General features: G+C 59.7%; 12 protein-coding genes. 3 read left to right on the top strand and 9 right to left on the bottom strand.

Going from position 1 to position 20,846, the window contains the following annotated elements:
- Positions 1 to 57: 57 nt before the first annotated feature.
- On the top strand, positions 58 to 7,017 hold the full coding sequence (locus ACM6I7_RS17310) for a TcdA/TcdB pore-forming domain-containing protein (RefSeq protein ID WP_414889036.1): 6,960 nt from the start codon (positions 58 to 60) through the stop codon (positions 7,015 to 7,017).
- Between the two features lie 62 nt (positions 7,018 to 7,079).
- Here the strand turns inward: ACM6I7_RS17310 and ACM6I7_RS17305 are convergent, their stop codons facing one another.
- Positions 7,080 to 7,676 carry a MarC family protein gene (locus tag ACM6I7_RS17305; protein WP_027613585.1) on the bottom strand — a complete coding sequence of 199 codons (597 nt, stop codon included), beginning with the start codon at positions 7,674 to 7,676 and terminating at the stop codon, positions 7,080 to 7,082.
- A gap of 256 nt (positions 7,677 to 7,932) precedes the next feature.
- Here ACM6I7_RS17305 and ACM6I7_RS17300 point away from each other — a divergent pair, with 256 nt between their 5' ends.
- A complete protein-coding gene (locus tag ACM6I7_RS17300; protein ID WP_027613586.1) occupies positions 7,933 to 8,718 on the top strand; it encodes a hypothetical protein in 786 nt (261 codons plus the stop codon).
- Entirely contained in the window at positions 8,699 to 9,493 is a 795-nt protein-coding gene (locus ACM6I7_RS17295; protein WP_414888938.1) for a hypothetical protein, read from the top strand. Before ACM6I7_RS17300 ends, ACM6I7_RS17295 begins: the two co-directional genes overlap by 20 nt.
- A 30-nt stretch (positions 9,494 to 9,523) precedes the next feature.
- Here ACM6I7_RS17295 and ACM6I7_RS17290 read toward each other — a convergent pair whose 3' ends face one another.
- The 8 genes from ACM6I7_RS17290 to accC all read right to left on the bottom strand — a co-directional run bounded on the left by ACM6I7_RS17290 (position 9,524) and on the right by accC (position 20,842).
- Positions 9,524 to 12,298 (bottom strand): hybrid sensor histidine kinase/response regulator, encoded by a 2,775-nt coding sequence (locus tag ACM6I7_RS17290; protein WP_027613588.1) that lies wholly within the window; start codon positions 12,296 to 12,298, stop codon positions 9,524 to 9,526.
- A gap of 99 nt (positions 12,299 to 12,397) precedes the next feature.
- Complete coding sequence (purD, locus tag ACM6I7_RS17285; protein ID WP_027613589.1) at positions 12,398 to 13,693, bottom strand: phosphoribosylamine--glycine ligase; 1,296 nt, start codon at positions 13,691 to 13,693, stop codon at positions 12,398 to 12,400.
- A 148-nt stretch (positions 13,694 to 13,841) separates the two neighbouring features.
- Entirely contained in the window at positions 13,842 to 15,449 is a 1,608-nt protein-coding gene (gene purH, locus ACM6I7_RS17280; protein WP_097089909.1) for a bifunctional phosphoribosylaminoimidazolecarboxamide formyltransferase/IMP cyclohydrolase, read from the bottom strand.
- An 82-nt stretch (positions 15,450 to 15,531) separates the two neighbouring features.
- Positions 15,532 to 15,852, bottom strand: a complete 321-nt coding sequence (gene fis, locus ACM6I7_RS17275; RefSeq protein ID WP_003221275.1) for a DNA-binding transcriptional regulator Fis — start codon at positions 15,850 to 15,852, stop codon at positions 15,532 to 15,534.
- Positions 15,849 to 16,859 (bottom strand): tRNA dihydrouridine synthase DusB, encoded by a 1,011-nt coding sequence (gene dusB / locus ACM6I7_RS17270; RefSeq protein WP_003221277.1) that lies wholly within the window; start codon positions 16,857 to 16,859, stop codon positions 15,849 to 15,851. The genes fis and dusB overlap by 4 nt, the downstream gene beginning before the upstream one ends.
- Positions 16,860 to 17,044: 185 nt before the next feature.
- A complete protein-coding gene (locus tag ACM6I7_RS17265) occupies positions 17,045 to 18,319 on the bottom strand; it encodes a DUF3426 domain-containing protein (protein ID WP_096794818.1) in 1,275 nt (424 codons plus the stop codon).
- A 30-nt stretch (positions 18,320 to 18,349) separates the two neighbouring features.
- On the bottom strand, positions 18,350 to 19,228 hold the full coding sequence (gene prmA / locus ACM6I7_RS17260; RefSeq protein ID WP_027613592.1) for a 50S ribosomal protein L11 methyltransferase: 879 nt from the start codon (positions 19,226 to 19,228) through the stop codon (positions 18,350 to 18,352).
- A gap of 255 nt (positions 19,229 to 19,483) precedes the next feature.
- Entirely contained in the window at positions 19,484 to 20,842 is a 1,359-nt protein-coding gene (gene accC, locus ACM6I7_RS17255) for an acetyl-CoA carboxylase biotin carboxylase subunit (RefSeq protein ID WP_007961940.1), read from the bottom strand.
- Between the last annotated feature and the right edge of the window lie 4 nt (positions 20,843 to 20,846).

Below are 20,846 nucleotides of genomic sequence, written 5' to 3'. Positions count from 1 at the left end.
GTTCATGTCGTCGCGATGGGTTCGTTTGGCCAAAAAAAGGAAATTGCATTGAGCACTATGGATGAAGTCACGATGGGCAGAGTGTTCGCCGATCTTATTGCGCGCACAGAACTTGAGTCCGTCAGCGGTAGCCTGGGGGAGGCTCCTTTGCGGTACTACGACGGAGCTACGGCGGCTACCAGTCTTGCAGAACAATTGATAGCGATCAGATTGCTCAAGGACGCGATTGAATCACCACAGCTGGACGCCGCGGATGCTCAGGTCAATAAACTGCGCCTGAAACTGGGCGACTACGACCGCCGCTTGAGTGCGACTGTGAAGATGCTCTCCGCTGGCAAACCGATACCGCGCATCATGCATTTTGTCTGGGTCGGTGGCAGTGAGGTCGGGCCGAATCAGCGCGATTACATGAACATCTGGCGCAAGGTACTGGCGTCGCAGGGATATGCATTCAATCTCTGGTATGACAGTGATGCGCTGCTGGCCTTTGAAATGAATCGGGTGATTCTCGACAGTGCCCGTGCGGACACGATGAAGGTATTAAAGGACGAAAAGGTAACCCCGACGGGACTGTCGAGAATGATCGAAGACCGCGCACGGGTACTCAAACAGCAGATGTTCGACTACCTGAATCAGCCACGCTGGGCCGGACGCGCAGACGAGGCGCGGATCGACCTGATGGTGCGGGGTTATGGCAAGGAACGTGCGACGCTCGAAGCCTTCCGCCAGAAATGTCTGGATTCGCATCAGGCCATGGTGGGTGAGGACTTGCGCCTGCGCGATGTTCGCCAGGAGTTTGCCAGTCATTTTCTGGCTGACGTCTACCAGCGCGAAGTCGCCATGCGCGGCAACTTTGCTGCTGCCAGTGACGTGGTGCGACTGCAGGCCGAGTTTCTCGAGGGCGGGCGTTACAGCGACATGGATTATTTGCCGCCGCTGATCGAGAGACCGGGCGGCGTGGACATCAGTGGTTTCAGCACAGACGCGAAGATCGGTGTCCTGCAGTTATTGCTCAACCATGACGATACCTTGATGCCGGGGCGCGATCGGCAACGTTATGTCGACAGAACCGGGCATATTCCCGCCGAGCATCTCGAGGCACTGAGCGCATTTGCCCGGAGCAGGCCGGGTGTGGAGCAGATTTTCGCTTCGCCGCAGCCGACGTCTTTATCCCAGGATGCCATCGGGCGCGGCGCGGCCTGGGGCAATCCGTCGTCGAAGGAAATGAATGCCTATGTTCTGGCTCATCCTGGCAGCAAGATGGTCAATGCGAGCATGCACTTCATCCGGGTGGCTTATGACTGCCTGTATGAGGTTGAGCGCCGCATGATACTCGCAGGCGTGACGCCAGCAGATGTGTCGTCAGTCGATGATATTGCAATCAAGGTCGTCTCTGAAGCACAGGCTGATGGGCGCTTGCCCAATACATCGCGTGAATATTCATCAGAGAAGCTCATACGCGCCATAGCTCAGTATTATCAGGACGGGATTCGTTTCGACGCCTTGGGCACCATCTACATGACCGGTCCGGGCGCACTTGAAGGCGGTGTAATCGGCTATGTCGAAAGAGAACTGCAGAGTGAACAGCTGAACAACATTCGCCATCATATGAAGCAGGTCGACGGCTTCAACGTCTTTACCGAAGAAGAAATGATCTCCGGCTGGGCAGTCAAGGATACCCCCGAAGACTGGCTGGCAAAAGAACATGAGAAGTGGAATTCGGGCAAGGTCAAGTCGCGCTACGCCGGTAATCTGGCCGACTTGCTGAAAGAGCGGACCCTCACGTTCAAACTTGGCTGGCCGGTCATAGAAGGAAAATCAGTGTTGCTGACTTCGGTCCTGCAGCAACTGCTTGATGATCTGGGTGAGCCGTTTGTACGGGCCATGAATGACCGCTTGACCGGTGATGTGACGTTCAACGTTCCCATCCACCTCGACTTTGATACTCGACAGCAGGTGCTGAACCAGACAGTCGACAAAGCTCCAACGTCCATGGGGGCCGAGTCACTGGGTAACCTCAACGAGGCCTTGGCGCGCATCGCGGCGGGCAAGTTGCCGCTGGATCAGTTGAGCCCGTTGCATCGGGTGATGTTCGGCGGCCTGTTCGGTGCCGCAACACTGGATCAGGTCGGGTTCGCAGACGCCTGGGCAACCACCGTCGCCTTTGCCGAAGATACGCGCGACCGTGGCCTGGTCGCGCGCTACGAGGTGATCGAACAGACACTGCTCAATCGCGATCCTGCACCGGTGGAGGCACGAGTCAATGCATCGGAGCGCGAATCGCTCGGGCAGAACTCCAGGGTGCTGAAGGCGCAGGCATTTGCCGAACCGATCAGCGTGCGGCAATGGCGCGAGTACGTGAGTCGGGTCGAGGTCGCCGCCGTGAATGAGCGCCGGGCGTCGATCCTTGCGCGGGGTGCGGCAGTGCGCGAGACGTTCTTCGAGGCGGGTGCGCATACGGCCAGACAATTGCCGCAGGATTTGTTGTTGCGCGGTGCGGGGGATCCGGGCCGACGCTGCTATCCACTGGCGCTGGTGATGGCCGCCGCGCTGGAGAAAGGCGCCTCGGCCGAGCGCGCGTTGATCGGCAAACTGGCGATTGCCAATCTCACTCCCGACGCACCGCAAGCCCATGCCCTGCTCAAGGTGCTGGACGAGTTGCGTGGCGTACCCATGGCGCGATTCGGCGAGAAGAGACCGGCGGCGAACCTGGCCACTGTGATGCAGACGCTGGAAGCGAAAACCGCTGCCGGCAGCCTGCTGCTCAACACAGACAATCATTCGATGCTGGTGAGCAAGGTTGTGGTGCAAGGCGAGACATCCTATCGCTTCTACGATCCCAACTTCGGGCTGTATGCGTTCGCCCGGATCGAGGATCTGCAACAAGGCGTCCAGCGCTTCATGCAGGAGGAAGTGATTGCCAGGCTTTATGGTCTGGAACGGGGGGCTGCCAGCGTTTTCGAGGTCATCGAACTCGACGGCGCAAGCATTGCCGGTAAATCGTTGCCTTCGGAAATTAGCGTTGAGCATTTGCTCAGCAGTGATCCGCTGGGTGGCGGGCGTGCCGTCGAACCCTGGAGTCAGCATGCCGCCTTGCGCGCGCGTTCCTTGTCAGAGAACGCGCGTCTGGGACAGGCGCTGAGCAGTGTGGACAGCCACAAGTGGGCGCGGACGATCGAAAGCGCGACCCTGCGGTTACAGGACCAGCATCAACTGTCTCGTGACTTCGTTCCGGTGTTCGACTCCCTGAAGAGCACTGCGCAAGGGCGCAGCGAAATCACCATGGTCAGTGCCAGTGATCCGCAGCGCACACGCACAGTGCAGACTGATGACACGCGCCTGCAAGGGATCAAGTCTTACCTGAGCGATACGTTTGAAGCGTTGTCCGGCAGACGCGCGGGGGCGCCAGTGATCGATCCGACGGATGTCGGTGCGGTGCACACGCTCAATGCCGGATTTGCCATTCAAGCCCTGCTGCTCGGGTTGCAGAACGCGGAGTCCGGGATGGGGTCGACCGCGTTGACGTCAGCAGTGCGCATCCACGGTTACCTGGCCTACGCGCAGATGGCTCACGGGCTGGTGGTCGACGCAGTACAACTGCTGAATCTGGTGCGTCATGCCTTTACCGACGGTTTGCGGGTGGCCAAAACCACCTCGTCGATTGTCAGTAATGCGCTGGGCAGCGTCTTGAACGAAGGTGTCGGCACCGTTTTGCAGCTGGCCAGCATCGGCTTCGACATTTATCTGTTGGTCAATGCCCAAAACGATATCCAGCGTGCGGTCTATGCCACGCAGCTGGCCTTCGATTCAGCTGGGCTGGCGCTGGGTGTTGGCGCTTTGGGCGCCGGTGTTGCCGGTGCGGGCACGGCGGCGGCCTTCCTCGGCGGCGCCGGGGTGATTCTGGGCGGGCTGGCGGTGGGCATCGGCGCCCTGGTCGAGGGGTTCAGCGCCAGGGCAGAACGTGGAAGACGGATCGGCCGGTATCTGAATGATGTGCATTCGGCCTATCGACCGCAAAGCCATTCGGTGCAAGGCGATACCTACATTGCCAATCCTTGTGCGGTCTATACCGGGCTTGATTTGCGCAAAGGGCTCATTACCTTCGGCGGCCACAAAATTTTCGCCGCGGAAGATTACTCCTTTCTGCATAAGCCGAGGATCGTCGGGGATCGCAGCAAGGCATTCAGCATTCGAGAGGCCCTCGACCTTCGCGACTCGATTTCCTTCGATATGGCGCCGGGTATTGAAAGCGTCGTGCTGCCGAGTGTGCCGGAGTGCTTTCTGGGCTTCGTCCATGAAGGTCTGCCATTTGCGACAACGCTCACAGAAAACATGGAAACGGCTTTGGCACTGGAAAAATACAAGCTGGCAGGCAAGCGGCAATTCTGGTTCAGCTTTTACCAGGCACCGACCGAGTACATCATGGAAAAAATGGTGCCCAACTACGAGGAAACCCGCGTCAGTGTTGCGATTGGCCCTGATCAGCGTTTTCTGCACGTCCCCCCATTGCCGCAGGAGGTGCACGGTTACCTTTGCTATGACATCGATGCCACTGGCGGGCACTGCTCGATCACCCTGACCGAGGGCGTCAAGTCGTTGCGGCTGCAGGTTTCCTCCGATGATCCAATGACGTGGTCATTGCGTGCCCCATGGGTGAGTGCGGCGGCGGTGAAGCTGGAACAGGATACTTTTCAGTTGGGCTCGATGCGGGTGCAGGTGCCCGCCAGGAGTGTCGTGTACCTGCAACTTGCGGAGGGCTTCTATCAGGTTGGCTGGGCAACGGGAGCGCTGCTCTTTGCTGAACTCGACGCGCTCAACGATGCCGACGGCCCGGCCACACGCAAGCATTTGCGCGAACTCGCCCGCGCCCATCGTCTGGCCGATGGCCCGACGGTCATCCGCAACTATCACGATGCCCTGACTGGTGTTCGTACCACGGCCTGGTACGACCACACCGAAGATGCCATGCACCTGGTGCGCGGACTGGACCCACAGTATGCGGCGCAGATCTGCATCGGCCCGAAGACCGGCGAGGAGATGTTTTATTACTGCCCGGCGCAGGGAATCATCTGGCGTACGGATCTGGTCACCGGGCAGATCAAGCGCACTTACCGGGTGATGAAAATACATTCATCAAAAAAACCCTGCATTGTTTCGATTCAGGCGACGCCAGAGGGTTTGCTGCAGGTGGTCCAGCGCTTTGAAGACATGTGGAAAAGCTTCTACAAGCTGACTTACCTGCTCGGTGAAGACTACCTCGCCCTTACTGCGATCTCCGATATGAATTCAGACCATCCGTGGATCATTCGTGAAGGACGCGACAATGTTTCGGATTTCCTCCGACGGCACGACTACCCATACCATGAGGTACTTGATGACCAGAGAGTGGAATTCACACTGGGCGCAATGATTACGATCGACACCTTCGACGAGAATTTGCGCAAAGCCACCCGAGCCTGGGTGCGCAGTGAAGATGAGCGCGTCATTCGGCCTGTGCTGCGCAATACGGAAGGTACACCTGACTTTCTCGATTGGGTGCTGCTTGATCCGCTTCAATCAAGCGGCGATACAGTGTTGTTTCATCATCTCGGCCATCGCCTTGTTTATCGACAGCACATCGGCGCAGCGGATCAGATGCCCGAGATGTTTGCACAAAGTGTCTTGCACCTTGAGGTGCAGCATGTGCACCGCCAGGGCGGACAATACGTCATCCTCACTGACGAAGGCATGCTGTTCCAGATGAATGACGACGGCCAGACGCGGCTGGTGGGACTCAATCACGCATGGCTGTCGGCCCGCCAGCAGCGCACTGTGCAAGGGTTCAAGTGGTGGGAAACGGTCGGGACCAGCATTCAGAACGAGTCCGCCGATGGCGTGGAAGTCGGAGGTATCAGCGATGCAACGGGCAAGACATCGCTGTATGTCATCTATCTGGATCAGCAATTTCTGATTGCCGACACAGCGGGCAAAGCCATGCGCGTGTTGAGGCTGACGCCAGATAAAAAAGCGGCGTGGATGATGGACTGGGCATCCGGACGAATCTATCGTCAGCCCTTCATGGCGCCTGAAAGCCTGGCGGCGGCATTCGGTTCGGGGACACGTCTGCTGCAGGCGCACTTGCTGGCCCCGATGCAGCGAGTCATGCCGCGGGACACTTTTGCCTGGGCCGTGCCCCATGGAGCCGGCCTGCACGTCCGCCGGCATGACCACGTGCTGTTCAACCTGGTCGATGGCGAGCCACCGCGTATCGTCGGTGTAGAAGTCGAATTCTTCAATGGCCTGGCGTCTCGTCAGGCGCGGGAGCAAAAGCTGGCGCGACTGCTTGCCGGTCAGCGTAGCGGTCCTTACCTCTTTGCGGGCAGGAGCGATAATATTTGCAGCTGGTATGACGTCGCAGCCGGCCGTCTGCTCAGTGTCGCGGTGTCAGGACGTGAATGGCCACAATATCTGGGCGTGGCGAACGATCAGACCCTGGTGCTGCATGACCCTGTAACGGGCCGCCTGTTCAGCAATGCCAGTGAAGACATTGAACCCATCGATATATGGATGACTGTGGAAGCGGTCAGCCGGATTGCAGATACGCTGGTTATCGACGGTATTGGCTCATCGGGCAGGATTGTAGCGATTCCGGATGGCGTCGATACACTGGTACTCAAGTTTGCGAAATCTGCAGATTACCTTTCACTGGCCCGACAGACTTGGGATCGGCTTGATTGCCTGATTGTCGACGCCGAGGAAGCAGGCATTCATCTGGCGTTGACACTGGAGCCGATGCAGCGATGGCTGGTCTCGAGGTCCGACGGCCATTTGCTGCTGACGGATCCCGATTCGGGAAGCAGCATCATCTTGCGCAATGCCACGAGCCTTGATGCGGCACGGCAACAGCAGGTGACATTCGGGATTGCGTTACCTGACGAAATCTCGGTGACCGTTAGCCTGGAGGAGCTGATGAGTGCGATGGCCACGGAACCCCTGCTGGAACTCGGCGCGCTGATCGGGCTGTCCATCGACCAGTAAGCCATTGCGAGCTGGCAGATCAGACCGGGCTGCGGAGATTGTCCTCCGCAGCCCTTTTTCGTTCAGGACACCAGATAGCCCTTGATCCCGGTAAAGATGATCTGCGCCGCCAGTGCGCAGACGAAAAGGCCCATCAGCCGGCTGACGATCTGCAGGCCCTGATCACCGAGCACCCGTTCGATGTGATTGGACAGATACAGCACCACCCCTACGGTGAAACTGGCCAGAGTGATGCTCATGATCGCGGTCAGTTTGTCGTCCCAGTGTGGTTGGCTGACGCCCATCACCAGCAGCGCACCGATGGTGCCCGGGCCGACGGTCAGCGGAATGGTCAGCGGGACGATCGTCACGTCCTGTTGCACGTTGTCACTCTGCACCACAGGCTTGCCCTGCGCCATGCCCAACGCCGAAATGAACAGCACGCTGCCGGCACCGATGCGGAATGCGTCCGCAGTGATCCCGAATACATCGAAAATCACCCGCCCGAACAGATAAAGCAAGACGCTGGAGATCAGAGTGGCGATCGCCACTTTCCAGGCCAGGCGCCGCTGTTCCTTGCGCGAGTAGCCACGAGTCAGGCTGATGAAGCAGGACAACACGAAGAACGGGCTGTAGAGCACCAGCATCTTCAGGTAAACGCTGAATAACACGTGGAGCATGAGGGCGACTCGCATCCGGAGAGTGATGACGGCGAGTCTATCAGTCGGTTAGTTGCTTGTGTGTGCAGAAGATTCTGCGCGAGGCAGTCGGTTTTTCGTTTTTTGTTTTATAGTTGTTTTGTGTGATGTTGTTAGTTGCATCTTGTTTGCTGGATAAGATGTTACAGATTTGAGTTTGTAGTGCTGGGCTTGTTTGTTTATTGTTTTCTTGCAAGTTCAAGAGGGGCTTGCCTACTAATTAATAAGGACTTTTATTGTGCATGGTCAAATCGTTAATGAGCTTTATATCTCTTCCTGTATTAACGCGATTGAAGCCTGTGATGTGGGTGCGCCAGTTATTCGCTCTCGTGGCCTGTTGGCTGTAGGGGACGAAATCGAGGCACCGTCGAAAGGCTCTGTTGTCGGCGAAGTCACAATGGGTTTTTCTGGCAAACTTTCGGATCAGAACAAGTCGGATGCCCAGAACGCTCTTCTGTTCGCCACACGTGCAGCGAACAAGCTATACCCCGAAGAGCATCAGGGCCGAGAGTGGTATAAGCGGTTCCGTGAGGTGATGACCCTCGCTGGCTGGACGCCTGTCGATCAGTACTACAATGACCTCAGTATCGAAGGCACGAGTGTGCGGATGGACAAGCTGGTACTGGAGATTCTGGGTTCCGTGCTGGCTAATGTTGCACTGCCAGGGCCAACCAGCGTTCTGATGCTGAAGGTCGCGGGTGATGCAATCTCGGCCCTGCAAAAACGGGACACTGCTGCGTTGACCGCTTATGAGCGAAATTTGCTGGACCACGGCGTGGGCGGCATCTCGACCGGAGCGTGTGTCGAACTCGACGGTGAGGCAATCATGGCGCTGGGAACGGTGCGTTTTCTGCGCAAGAACACCTCTACCAAAGTGATGTTCGTGGATGTCGATGTTCGTAATGTAAGTTTGTATCGAGCTCAAACTTTCTTTGCCAAAAACACCGACGTCGCCAACGCAGTGCGTGAGACGATCAAGAAAAAGCTGGTGGGTATCGATCAGATTGAAGATATTGATATCTGATAAATCGAAAAAAGCAGTCGAAGGTCGACTGCTTTTTTTTGGGGGCGATTATATGAATTGCAAATATTCCGTTTTGATCGTTGCGGGTGCCGTTGTAATGATTCCGCCGGCAGACAAACCGGAACGCTATCAGGATTTAATAAACTCTCTGTTGTTGGCGCAACTGGCGGCTAACAAGAAACTTGAGAAAGATCCGGGTATTGCCTGGTATGACGTCTACATGGAATTTCTGGACAAATATTGGCTGCGACATTTCAGAGCACGGTTGGATCTGTCCGTCGCACAGGGTAACAGCGTGTCTGTCGTTGACTGGGTGGTCGCTCCTGAGTTCGGGGGTGCTGTGGAGCAATGTGGCGTTGCAAACGCAGTCATGCGTCGACTGGCAGCACTTTCCGCAAGCGAGCCGGCACTAGAGCTGCTGCGTGGTTACATGCAGAAAGGCGCCAGCGATGCATCGACGGATCAGTCAGATGTTTCCAGAATCATACGGCTGTTGGTGGTCGTGGCGCACTCGCCGATGTCGATGAGCAGCGTCTACATCGAATTTGCGACTGGACGGATTCTCGCTGACAACCCTTTGGCCGAGCTATTCCAGGCTGAGGATATTCGCGGCAGTGTTTGCAGACGCTCTGCCAGTGCCAATTTGTCCGAAACGCTCTATGGGCCGGTTCGCGCAGCCATCGCCCTGAAAGTCCAGGACAGGCTTGAAGCTAACGTGGCGTTGTTGAGGCTGAATGAAGACGTTCCAGCCGAAGAGAACGGCGCAGCCGATTGAGTCACGCTCGAACTGGCGTGGTACCCCTGCTTAAAAGGTCGAGGCCGTACGGTTCTGCTGATCGCGCTGGGCTACCCAGTGTTCGATCAGCTCGCGCAGTTGCGACAGCTCCACCGGTTTGGCCATGTGGCCATCCATCCCGGCCTGACGCGCGCGTTCCTTGTGTTCGGCGAGGATGTGCGCGGTCAGCGCGACAATCGGCGTGCGTATACGCTGATTGCTGACCTCCCACGCCCGTAGCTGCTGGGTCGCCGAGAAGCCATCGAGGATCGGCATTTCGCAGTCCATCAGCACCAGATCGTAACGCTGGGCCTTCATCGCCTGCAGGGCCTCTTCGCCATTGCTGGCGGTGTCTGGTTGCAGGTTGAGTTTGCCGAGCATGCCGCGAATCACTTTGGTCGAAATCGTGTTGTCTTCGGCGACGAGAATGCGGAAATCGCTCGGCACCTTGGCCGCCGTCGCGGGAGTGACCACTTGCGGCTGGAACACTACCTGACCTTTATTGCGCTGGTTCAACTCGTCGGCCAGCGTGGTCTTGAGCGTATAGCCGGCCACCGGTTTGGCGAGGATGCGTTTGATCCCGGAGTTGCGCGCGATGATCTTGCTCGGCGCGTTACTGATGCCGGTGAGCATGATCAACAGGATGTCGTGATTGAGGCTCGGGTCTTCCTTGATCTTGGCCGCCAGTTGCATGCCGGTCATGCCGGGCATGTTCTGGTCCAGCAGCACCACATCGAAATAGTCGCGCAGGTGCGCCTTGGTGCGCAGCAGCGCCAGCGCTTCCTTGCCCGATGGCACGGCGCTGACGTTCAGACCCCAGGCGCTGCATTGCTGCACCAGCACTTTGCGGCAGGTATCGTTGTCGTCCACCACCAGCACGCGCGCACCTTGCAACGGGCCGTCGAGGTCGGAGGTCGGGTGTTCCAGACGATCCGGGTCCAGTGGCAGGGTCAGCCACAAGGTGCTGCCCTGATTGGCGCCGCTCTTGATCCCGAACTCGCCGTGCATCAGGCGGATCAGTTGCCGCGCAATCACCAGCCCGAGGTTGCCACCCAGACGGTTGGCCGAGAGGAAGTGTTTGCTGTGCAGTTCGGCGTGCATCAGCGCATCGCGCTCCTCCGGTTCCATCGGCTGACCACTGTCCTGCACGGCGATGCGCAGGCGCGGTTTGACGCTGCGTTCGTCGAGGGCGACGACGATCAGCACTTCGCCTTCGTCGGTTTTCTTCAGGGCGTTTTCCAGCAGGCTCAGCAGGGTCTGGCGCAGGCGGGTCGGGTCGCCGCTGATCACGCGCGGCACTTGCGGCTGGATGAAGCTGATCAGCTCGACGTTCTGCTGTTCGGCCTTGGCCCGGTAGATGCTCAGGCAGTCGTCGATCAGCGCGTTGAGGTCGAACTGCACATCGTCCAGTTCGATCTGTCCGGATTCGAGCTTGGAAATGTCGAGAATCTCGTTGATCAACGTCAGCAGTTCGTTGCCGGCACTGTGGATGGTTTGCACGTAATCGCGTTGCTTGACCGACAGTGGCGTGCCCAGCAGCAGCTCGGTCATGCCCAGCACGCCGTTCATCGGGGTGCGGATTTCGTGGCTGATCTTGGCGAGGAATTCGGCTTTGGCGTTGATCTCGGCATTGCTCGCGGCAAGGTCGCGGCTGATGCTGAACCGGCTTTCGGTGATGCTGCGCTGGCGTTCACCCAAGGCGATGCTCATCAGCAAGCCACTGATGCAGATGAAACCCATCAGGGTCATGATCAGGCCTTGCGGCGCCACCAGGGTCAGCCCCAGCAGGGCCGGCAAAATAATCAGCGTACCGATGTTGAACACCACCATCCCGGCAACGAACAGCCGCGCCGGGCGATAACCTTTTTGCCAGTGATAGAAGCCGACCAGCAACATGCTCAGACCGGCCAGCGCCACCAGCGCGTAGGTGATGATGTTCAGCGGCAGGGTGTTGACGAATAACAGCAGCAGGCTGCAGATCACGATGAACAGAATGTCGCCCAGCAACAGTTTGTTCAGCGGGTGCGGGCCGAGCGGGGCGAAGAAGCGCAGGGCGAACATCAGCCCGGCCGGGGCGGTCAGCAGCAACGCCAGATACGCGCCCGGGGTCTGGATCGCGTGCCAGTTCGGCAACCACGGGCCGGCGAGGTTGAGCAACAGCAACAGACTCAGGCCCAGCAGTCCTTCGCAGACCGCCAGCCACAGGCTGCTGCGCGAGCGGGAGTAGGCGTAGCGCACAAGATTGTGCAGCAGCAACATGCCGAGGCAGCCGAACAGCAGACCGAAGATCAGCGTCTGGTTCTGGTTGGCGGCACTCATCACCGCCGATTGCAGGGTGATGTGCGGGCGCAGCTGATGGTCGGAAACCATCCGCAGATAAACGTCGAGGGACTTGTCGCTTTGCGGCAGCGGCAGCAGGAAGTCGCTGCTCGGCAGTGGCCGCTCGACCTGCGGCTGATGGGTGCCGGAAGTGCGTTGCTCGATCAGCTTGTCGCCGTCCAGCACGTAGAGGCTGAGGTTGGACAGGTCGGGAGCGAAGATCCGCAGCACCTGCTCGTGCTTGCCCGGCGCCAGTTTGAAGCGCAGCCAGAGTGCACCATCGGGCTCGGCCGCCGTGAGGCGATCAAGTTCGATGGGACTGAATTGATTGGTGTAGCGCGCCGAGCGGATGTCGCTCAGTTGCAGATTACCCTGATCGTCAAGCAATACCGACCAGCCACTGCCTTGCGCGGCCAGAGCCGGAAGCATGCAGAGCAAGGTCAGCAACGTGACGGTGAAACTTATGGCAATCCTGAGCCAGCGCACGGCGAAATCCCTTCGTAGGTTGATGCCAGAATATAACGATGCGCGGCGGCGGAACAGCCCGGCGAGGGACTGCATCCCGCGCCGGACGTGAAGGACAGCTTATTCCTGGGTTTCGCCACGTTCACGGGCAATGGCGCGGTAGCCAATGTCCTTGCGGTAGAAGCAGCCTTCCCAGTCGATGGCAGCGGCCAGCTTGTAGGCTTGCTGCTGCGCTTCGCTGACGCTGGCGCCCATGGCGGTGGCGCAGAGTACGCGACCACCGGCCGTCACCACGTTGCCATCCTTCAGCGCCGTACCGGCGTGGAAGACTTTGCCTTCCAGGCCTGCGGCTGTGTCCAGACCGTTGATCACCGCGCCCTTGGCGTAGTCGCCCGGGTAGCCGCCGGCGGCCAGCACGATGCCGACGCTCGGACGTGGATCCCACTGCGCTTCAACCTTGTCCAGCGCTTGCGCCAGAGCGGCTTCGACCAGCAGCACCAGGCTCGATTGCAGACGCAGCATCACCGGTTGGGTTTCCGGGTCACCGAAGCGGCAGTTGAATTCGATGACTTTCGGGTTGCCGGCCTTGTCGATCATCAGACCGGCGTACAGGAAACCGGTGTAGACGTTGCCTTCTTCGGCCATGCCGCGCACGGTCGGCCAGATCACCTGATCCATCACGCGCTGGTGCACGTCGGCGGTGACCACCGGGGCAGGGGAGTAGGCACCCATGCCGCCGGTGTTCGGGCCGCTGTCGCCGTCGCCAACACGTTTGTGGTCCTGGCTGGTGGCCATCGGCAGCACGTTCTTGCCGTCGACCATGACGATGAACGAGGCTTCTTCGCCGTCGAGGAATTCTTCGATCACCACGCGCGAACCGGCGTCGCCGAAGGCGTTGCCGGCGAGCATGTCGCGCACGGCGTCTTCGGCTTCGGCCAGGGTCATGGCAACGATCACGCCTTTACCGGCGGCCAGGCCGTCGGCCTTGATCACGATCGGTGCACCTTTTTCACGCAGGTAAGCCAGGGCCGGCTCGATCTCGGTGAAATTCTGGTAGTCAGCGGTCGGGATCTTGTGACGCGCGAGGAAATCCTTGGTGAAGGCTTTCGAGCCTTCCAGCTGCGCAGCGCCAGCGGTCGGGCCGAAGCAGTCCAGGCCACGGGAGCGGAACAGATCGACCACGCCGGCCACCAGCGGCACTTCCGGGCCGACGATGGTCAGGGAAACGTTTTTCTCGGCGAAGTCGGCCAGTTGCTCAAGGGCCAGCACGTCGATGGCGACGTTCTCGCACTTGGCTTCAATCGCGGTACCGGCGTTGCCCGGCGCGACGAAAACCTTCTGCACGCGCGGATCCTGAGCCACTTTCCAGGCCAGGGCGTGTTCACGGCCACCGCTGCCAATGATCAAAACATTCATTTCAAGAACCTCAAATTCTGTCAGGCGCTACTGGAGCGCTTTATGTGGGAGCGGGCTTGCTCGCGAAAGCGGTGTGTCAGGCAAAACGGCTGTTGCTGACAGATTGCATTCGCGAGCAAGCCCGCTCCCACATTTGGATCGAGTTGTATCAGTGACGGAAGTGGCGCATGCCCGTAAAGACCATGGCGATGCCAGCCTCGTCGGCTGCAGCGATCACTTCAGCGTCACGCATCGAGCCGCCCGGCTGGATCACCGCAGTGATACCGACCTTGGCCGCGTTGTCCAGACCGTCGCGGAACGGGAAGAACGCGTCCGAGGCCATCACCGAACCGGCCACTTGCAGACCGGCGTGCTCAGCCTTGATCGCAGCGATACGTGCGGAGTTTACGCGGCTCATCTGGCCGGCGCCGACACCGATGGTCTGACGGTTTTTGGCGTAGACGATGGCGTTGGATTTAACGTACTTGGCGACTTTCCAGGCGAAGATCAGGTCGTTGATTTCCTGTTCGGTCGGTGCACGCTTGGTCACCACTTTCAGGTCGTCGGCGCCGATCATGCCGATGTCGCGGCTCTGCACCAGCAGGCCACCGTTGACGCGCTTGTAGTCCCAGGCCGCAGCGCGATCCGCCGACCACTCGCCGCAGGCCAGCAGGCGCACGTTGGCTTTGGCCGCCACAACAGCACGGGCTTCTGCGCTGACGCTTGGAGCAATGATCACTTCCACGAACTGACGCTCGACGATCGCCTTGGCGGTCTCGGCATCCAGTTCACGGTTGAAGGCGATGATGCCGCCGAAGGCCGACTCGGTGTCGGTGGCGTAGGCCAATTCGTAGGCCTGACGGATGCCGCCCTCGGCGTCCGGGCTCACGGCCACGCCGCACGGGTTGGCGTGCTTGACGATCACGCAGGCCGGCTTGACGAAGCTCTTCACGCATTCCAGCGCGGCGTCGGTGTCGGCCACGTTGTTGTACGACAGCTCTTTGCCTTGCAGTTGGGTCGCGGTGGCGATGCCGACTTCAGCAGGCTTGGCTTCCACGTAGAACGCCGCGCTCTGGTGCGGGTTCTCGCCGTAGCGCATTTCCTGAGCCTTGATGAACTGGCTGTTGAAGGTGCGCGGGAATTCGCTGCGGCCTTCGGTGCTCAGCACGTCGGCAGCCTGATTCACGGTGCCCATGTAGTTGGCGATCATGCCGTCGTAGGCGGCGGTGTGTTCGAAGGCCTTGAGCATCAGGTCGAAACGCTGAGCGTAGGTCAGGCCGCCGGCCTTGAGGTTTTGCAGAACGTTGGCGTAATCGCTGGCATTCACCACGATCGCCACGTCTTTATGGTTTTTCGCTGCCGAACGAACCATGGTCGGGCCACCGATGTCGATGTTCTCGATCGCAGTCGGCAGGTCGCAGCCGGGCTTGTTGATGGTGGCTTCGAACGGGTACAGGTTGACCGCAACCAGGTCGATCGGCTTGATGCCGTGCTCGTTCATGATTGCATCGTCGATACCGCGACGACCGAGGATCCCGCCGTGGATTTTCGGGTGCAGGGTTTTCACCCGACCGTCCATCATTTCCGCGAAACCGGTGTAATCCGCGACTTCCACTGCGGCAACACCGTTGTCGCGCAGCAGCTTGAACGTCCCGCCGGTGGAGAGGATCTCGACGCCGAGGGCTTCAAGCTCCTTGGCGAATTCGAGGATCCCGGTCTTGTCGGAAACGCTGATCAAGGCGCGGCGGATCGGCAGGCGGGTAGTCTGGTCGGTCATCTCAATTTCCATCAAAAGCAAAGGAAGTCAGCAAAAAAGGCGACCGGTTTTACGCGGGCGCCTTTCTGGTTTGATTGAATGCTTACAGCAGATCGTACTGCTTGAGTTTCTTGCGCAGCGTGCCGCGGTTGAGTCCGAGCAGCTCGCTGGCCTTGGTCTGGTTGCCCTTGACGTAGTTCATCACGCTTTCGAGCAGGGGAGCCTCGACTTCGGAGAGCACCAGGTTGTACACATCCGTGACGGACGCGCCCTCAAGGTGGGCGAAATAATTGTGCAGCGCCTTCTCGACACTCCCGCGAAGGGTCTGACCTTCTTCGCTCGGGGTATTGAGGTGCTGTTTCAAATTCACGTTGTCGCTCACGGGTGCTGTTCCACTCACTAAAGTCTCGGTCATCATCGTCATGCGGCCACCCCTTCTTCGTCCCCTGTCAGGCTCTTGTAACGCTCGGCGAAGAACTCCCGAACGTTGGCGCATTGTGTTTCCGTACCATCCAAACGATTGAAGTGGGCGCGAAACTCCCTGGCGCCCGGCAAGGTTGCGAGATACCAGCCCACATGCTTGCGGGCAATACGCACGCCCATCACATCCCCATAGAAGGCGTGAAGTGCGGCCAGATGCTCCAGCAGGATGCGTTCCACTTCGCTCAGCTCCGGCGCCGGCAATTTCTCGCCGGTACGCAGGAAGTGTTCGATCTCGCGAAAAATCCATGGCCGCCCCTGGGCAGCCCGGCCTATCAGCAGGCCATCGGCACCGGTCGCGTCAAGCACGTAACGGGCCTTTTCCGGCGAATCGATATCGCCATTGGCAAACACCGGCATCGACACCGCCTGCTTGATCGCGGCAATCGTGTCGTACTCGGCTTCGCCGGTGTACAGATCGGCGCGCGTGCGGCCATGCACGGCCAGCGCGGTGATCCCGGCCTGCTCGGCGATCTTCGCCACAGTCAGGCCGTTCTTGTTGTCGCGATCCCATCCGGTGCGGATCTTCAGGGTCACCGGCACATCCACTGCAGCGACGACGGCCTGCAGGATCTCGGTCACCAGTGCTTCGTCTTTCAATAACGCGGAGCCGGCGGCCTTGTTGCAGACCTTCTTTGCCGGGCAACCCATGTTGATATCAATAATCTGTGCGCCCAGTTCGACGTTGGCCCGTGCCGCGTCCGCCAGCATCTGCGCATCGCCACCGGCAATCTGCACCGAGCGTGGCTCGGGATCGCCTTCGTGGATCATGCGCATGCGCGACTTGCGGGTATTCCACAGGCTCATGTCACTGGTGACCATTTCCGAGACTACAAGCCCTGCGCCCAAACGCTTGCACAGCTGACGAAAGGGCTGGTCGGTGACGCCCGCCATCGGGGCGAGAATCAAACCGTTCTGCAATGTATATGGGCCGATGCGTACCGCCGACATAGGACTTCCCTGAAGTGGGGCCGGATCATGAGAGTTCGAAAAAGGGTTGGCATGATACCCGCTCTCGATGACTGGATAAAGGCTGAATTGAACAAAATCTGAACAGTTATTCTGTTATTACCAGCGGTTTGGTAAGCGCGGGCGAAGTCAGAAAACTGCCGTCAAACCTGAAGCGATGAAGCGATTCACTCGGGCGAGTGGAAACTCAGGCTGTAATTCACCGCTTTGGGGCCTGGATCAAGGATATCCAGCGCGATGTGGATCGGCGTCTGCGGCGGCATTTCCGCCATGCCCTCAAGGTCGCCGTTGAGGTATTCGCCGGGTTTGAAGCGACGACTGGCGATCAGATGACCGTTGAGGTCAGCGAAGCGTAGCTCCAGCAACGGAAATGGCTGGGAGAACGTCGCGCGGTTGTAGATGATCGCATCCACCACCAGCGCCCCGCTGAATTCCGGATGGCTGCGCACCACCAGATTGCTGCTTTTGATTTTGCCGATGTCGACCTTGGACGGCACCGTGCAGCCGATCTGCGGGCAGAACTGCTGAAACCATGGGCGGTACTGATCCTGCCGCGCCAGTTCATCGAAGTGATAGGCAATGTACTGGCCGGCCAGACCGGCGGCAGCTAGCAGCACCAGCAAACCCCAGAGCAGACGCCGGCCCCAGGGCGAACGGCGTTTCTGCCAGTCCAGTTGCAGCGGGTCGTCGGTCAGGTCCTGCAACACTTCGGCGCGTTGACGTTTTTTGCGCAGCGGTTCGACCGATGGCAAGTCGTCATCGTCCGGCTCGACGTTGGCCGACAGGCGTTCGCGGCGGGCATTCGGATCAATCGGGTCGTGCAGGCGCAGTTGCGGGATCGGCGGCTCGTCATCCAGATCCACCGGCTCCAGCGACAGGGAAGGCTCGGTGCGCGCGGTGTTTAGCGGTTCCGGTTCGACGGCATCTGACTCGACGTCATCTTCGGGCTCGGGCAGACGTTCATCGTCGCGTGCGCTGAACAGGCTGTCGCGCCACTCCGTTTCATCGGCTTCAGGACTGTCGCGCCGGGCGCTCAGGGACTCCTCGCGCTGACGACCGAACTCGGTGGTCGGCTGGATTTCCCGTTGTTCGAGGCGGGCCAGTTCTTCGTCCAGATCGAGGCTGTCCAGATCCAGCTCGCTGGCGCTCCATTGCTTCTGGCTGATGGCGCGCGGCGCGGGCGGTTCGTCGTTGACGGGTGCTTCGACCACTGGCGGCGGCTCGCTGACCACTGCCTGAGACGGTGCTGGCTGGACAATGGACGGCGCCACCGGAGTGACCGCTTCCTTGCCGGCGTGTTGTTCCAGCAGCTGTTTGGCGGCGTTGAACACTTGCAGGCAGGAGCCACAGCGAACCACCCCGCGGGCCACGCTCAACTGAGCATGGCTGACGCGGAAGCTGGTTTGGCAATGCGGGCACTGGGTGACGAAGCTGTCGGTCATGCGGCGATCCGGTTTATGCAGGCGGTCATTCTAGCGCCGACGGCCGGTGATACGCACCCAGCCATCGCGATTGGCGATCGGGTCCAGATCAAAGTCCTGCGCATAGGCGGCGGCGACTTCTTCACCTTGTTCGGCAAGGATGCCCGACAGCGCCAGACGACCGCCGGTTTTCACCAGGCCGGACAGCTGCGGCGCCAGGGAAACCAGCGGGCCGGCCAGAATGTTGGCCACCAGCACGTCGGCTTTGACCTGCGGCAGATCTTCCGGCAGGTACAGCGGGAACAGCTCGTCGGCAATATTGTTGCGCCCGGCGTTGTCGCGCGAGGCTTCCAGCGCCTGCACGTCGATGTCGGTGCCGACGGCTTCTTTCGCGCCGAGCAGCAGGGCGGCGATCGCCAGAATTCCCGAGCCGCAGCCGAAGTCCAGGACGTTGCAGTCTTTCAGGTCCTGACCGTCGAGCCATTCCAGGCACAGGGCGGTGGTCGGGTGGGTGCCGGTGCCGAACGCCAGGCCCGGATCCAGCAACAGATTGACCGCGTCAGGCTCGGGCGCGGCGTGCCAGCTCGGCACGATCCACAGGCGCTGACCGAAACGCATTGGCTGGAAGCCGTCCATCCAGCTGCGTTCCCAGTCCTGGTCTTCGATGACTTCGCTGTGATGCTCGGGCAGCGGACTGCCGGTCAGCAGTTCCAGATGCGCGAGCACCGGCGCAGGCTCGGTGCCGCCCTCAAACAGGGCCAGCAGGTGCGTGTGCGCCCACAGTGGGGTGGTGTTGAGTTCCGGCTCGAAGATCGGCTGATCTTCGGCGTCCATGAAGGTCACCGAAACGGCGCCGACTTCAAGGAAAGCGTCTTCGTAGGTTTCGGCTTGTTCCGGGCTGATGGCGAGACGTACTTGCAGCCAAGGCATGGCGGGCACCTTTGAAAAAATATGATTGCAGCCTAGCGGCCAGCGAGAAGCGCGCAAGTTTACGCGAGCGCGCAGGGTTTGTGGGAGCTGCATTGCACCCTGTGGGAGCGGGCTTGCTCGCGAAGGCGGTGTGCCAGACAAATAAATGTATCTGATGCACCGCTTTCGCGAGCAAGCCCGCTCCCACAGGGGATTTGAAAGCTGTAGAAACAACAAAGCCGCCCGAAGGCGGCCTTGTCTGTGCGGACTTGAAGCTTAGTGCTTCTCGCCTGCCAGCTTGTGCTCGAGGTAGTGAATGTTCACGCCCCCTTTGCAGAAGCCTTCGTCGCGGGTCAGATCACGGTGCAGCGGGATGTTGGTCTTGATCCCGTCAACCACGATCTCGTCCAGGGCATTACGCATGCGCGCCATGGCTTCGTCGCGGGTGGCGCCGTAAGTGATCAGCTTGCCGATCAGCGAGTCGTAGTTCGGCGGAACTGCATAACCGCTGTACAGGTGCGAATCGACGCGAACGCCGTTGCCGCCTGGGGCGTGGAAATGCTTGACCGTGCCCGGGCTCGGCATGAAGGTTTTCGGGTCTTCAGCGTTGATCCGGCACTCCAGCGAGTGACCGCGGATCACCACGTCATCCTGCGTGAACGACAGCTTGTTGCCAGCGGCGATGCTGAGCATCTCCTTGACGATGTCGATACCGGTGACCATTTCCGAAACCGGGTGCTCCACCTGAACACGGGTGTTCATTTCGATGAAGTAGAAACGACCGTTCTCGTACAGGAACTCGAAGGTACCAGCGCCACGGTAGCCGATGTCGATGCACGCCTTGACGCAGCGAGCCAGAACTTCCTGACGCGCCTGCTCGTCGATGCCCGGTGCCGGCGCTTCTTCGAGAACCTTCTGGTGACGGCGTTGCAGCGAGCAATCGCGGTCGCCCAGATGGATGGCGTGACCCTGGCCGTCGGACAGTACCTGAACTTCGACGTGACGCGGGTTGGTCAGGAATTTTTCCAGATAGACCATCGGGTTGCCGAACGCCGCGCCAGCTTCGGAGCGGGTCAGTTTCGCCGAGGCGATCAGGTCTTCTTCCTTGTGCACCACGCGCATGCCGCGACCACCGCCGCCGCCAGCGGCTTTGATGATCACCGGGTAGCCGACTTCACGACCGATACGCAGCGCCGTTTCTTCGTCTTCCGGCAGCGGGCCGTCGGAACCTGGAACGGTAGGCACGCCGGCTTCGATCATCGCGTGCTTGGCCGATACCTTGTCGCCCATCAGGCGAATGGTTTCGGCTTTCGGGCCGATGAAGGCGAAGCCGGAATTCTCGACCTGCTCGGCAAAATCGGCGTTTTCCGCGAGGAAACCGTAGCCTGGGTGGATGGCGGTAGCGCCAGTCACTTCAGCGGCAGCGATGATGGCCGGGATGTGCAGGTAGGACTGAGCGGCAGAAGCCGGGCCGATGCAGACGGACTCGTCTGCCAGACCCAGGTGCATCAGCTCTTTGTCGGCCTTGGAGTAAACGGCGACGGTCTTGATGCCCATCTCTTTGCAGGCACGAAGAATCCGCAGGGCGATCTCACCGCGGTTAGCGATCAGAACTTTTTCCAACTTCGCAGTCATCAAA

Origin of the sequence: Pseudomonas sp. IT-93MI4 (assembly GCF_949767635.1) — a bacterium.
GTDB lineage: Bacteria > Pseudomonadota > Gammaproteobacteria > Pseudomonadales > Pseudomonadaceae > Aquipseudomonas > Aquipseudomonas putida_A.
Note: the sequence above shows the minus strand (reverse complement) of the source record. Positions and strands in the feature narration are given on the sequence as shown.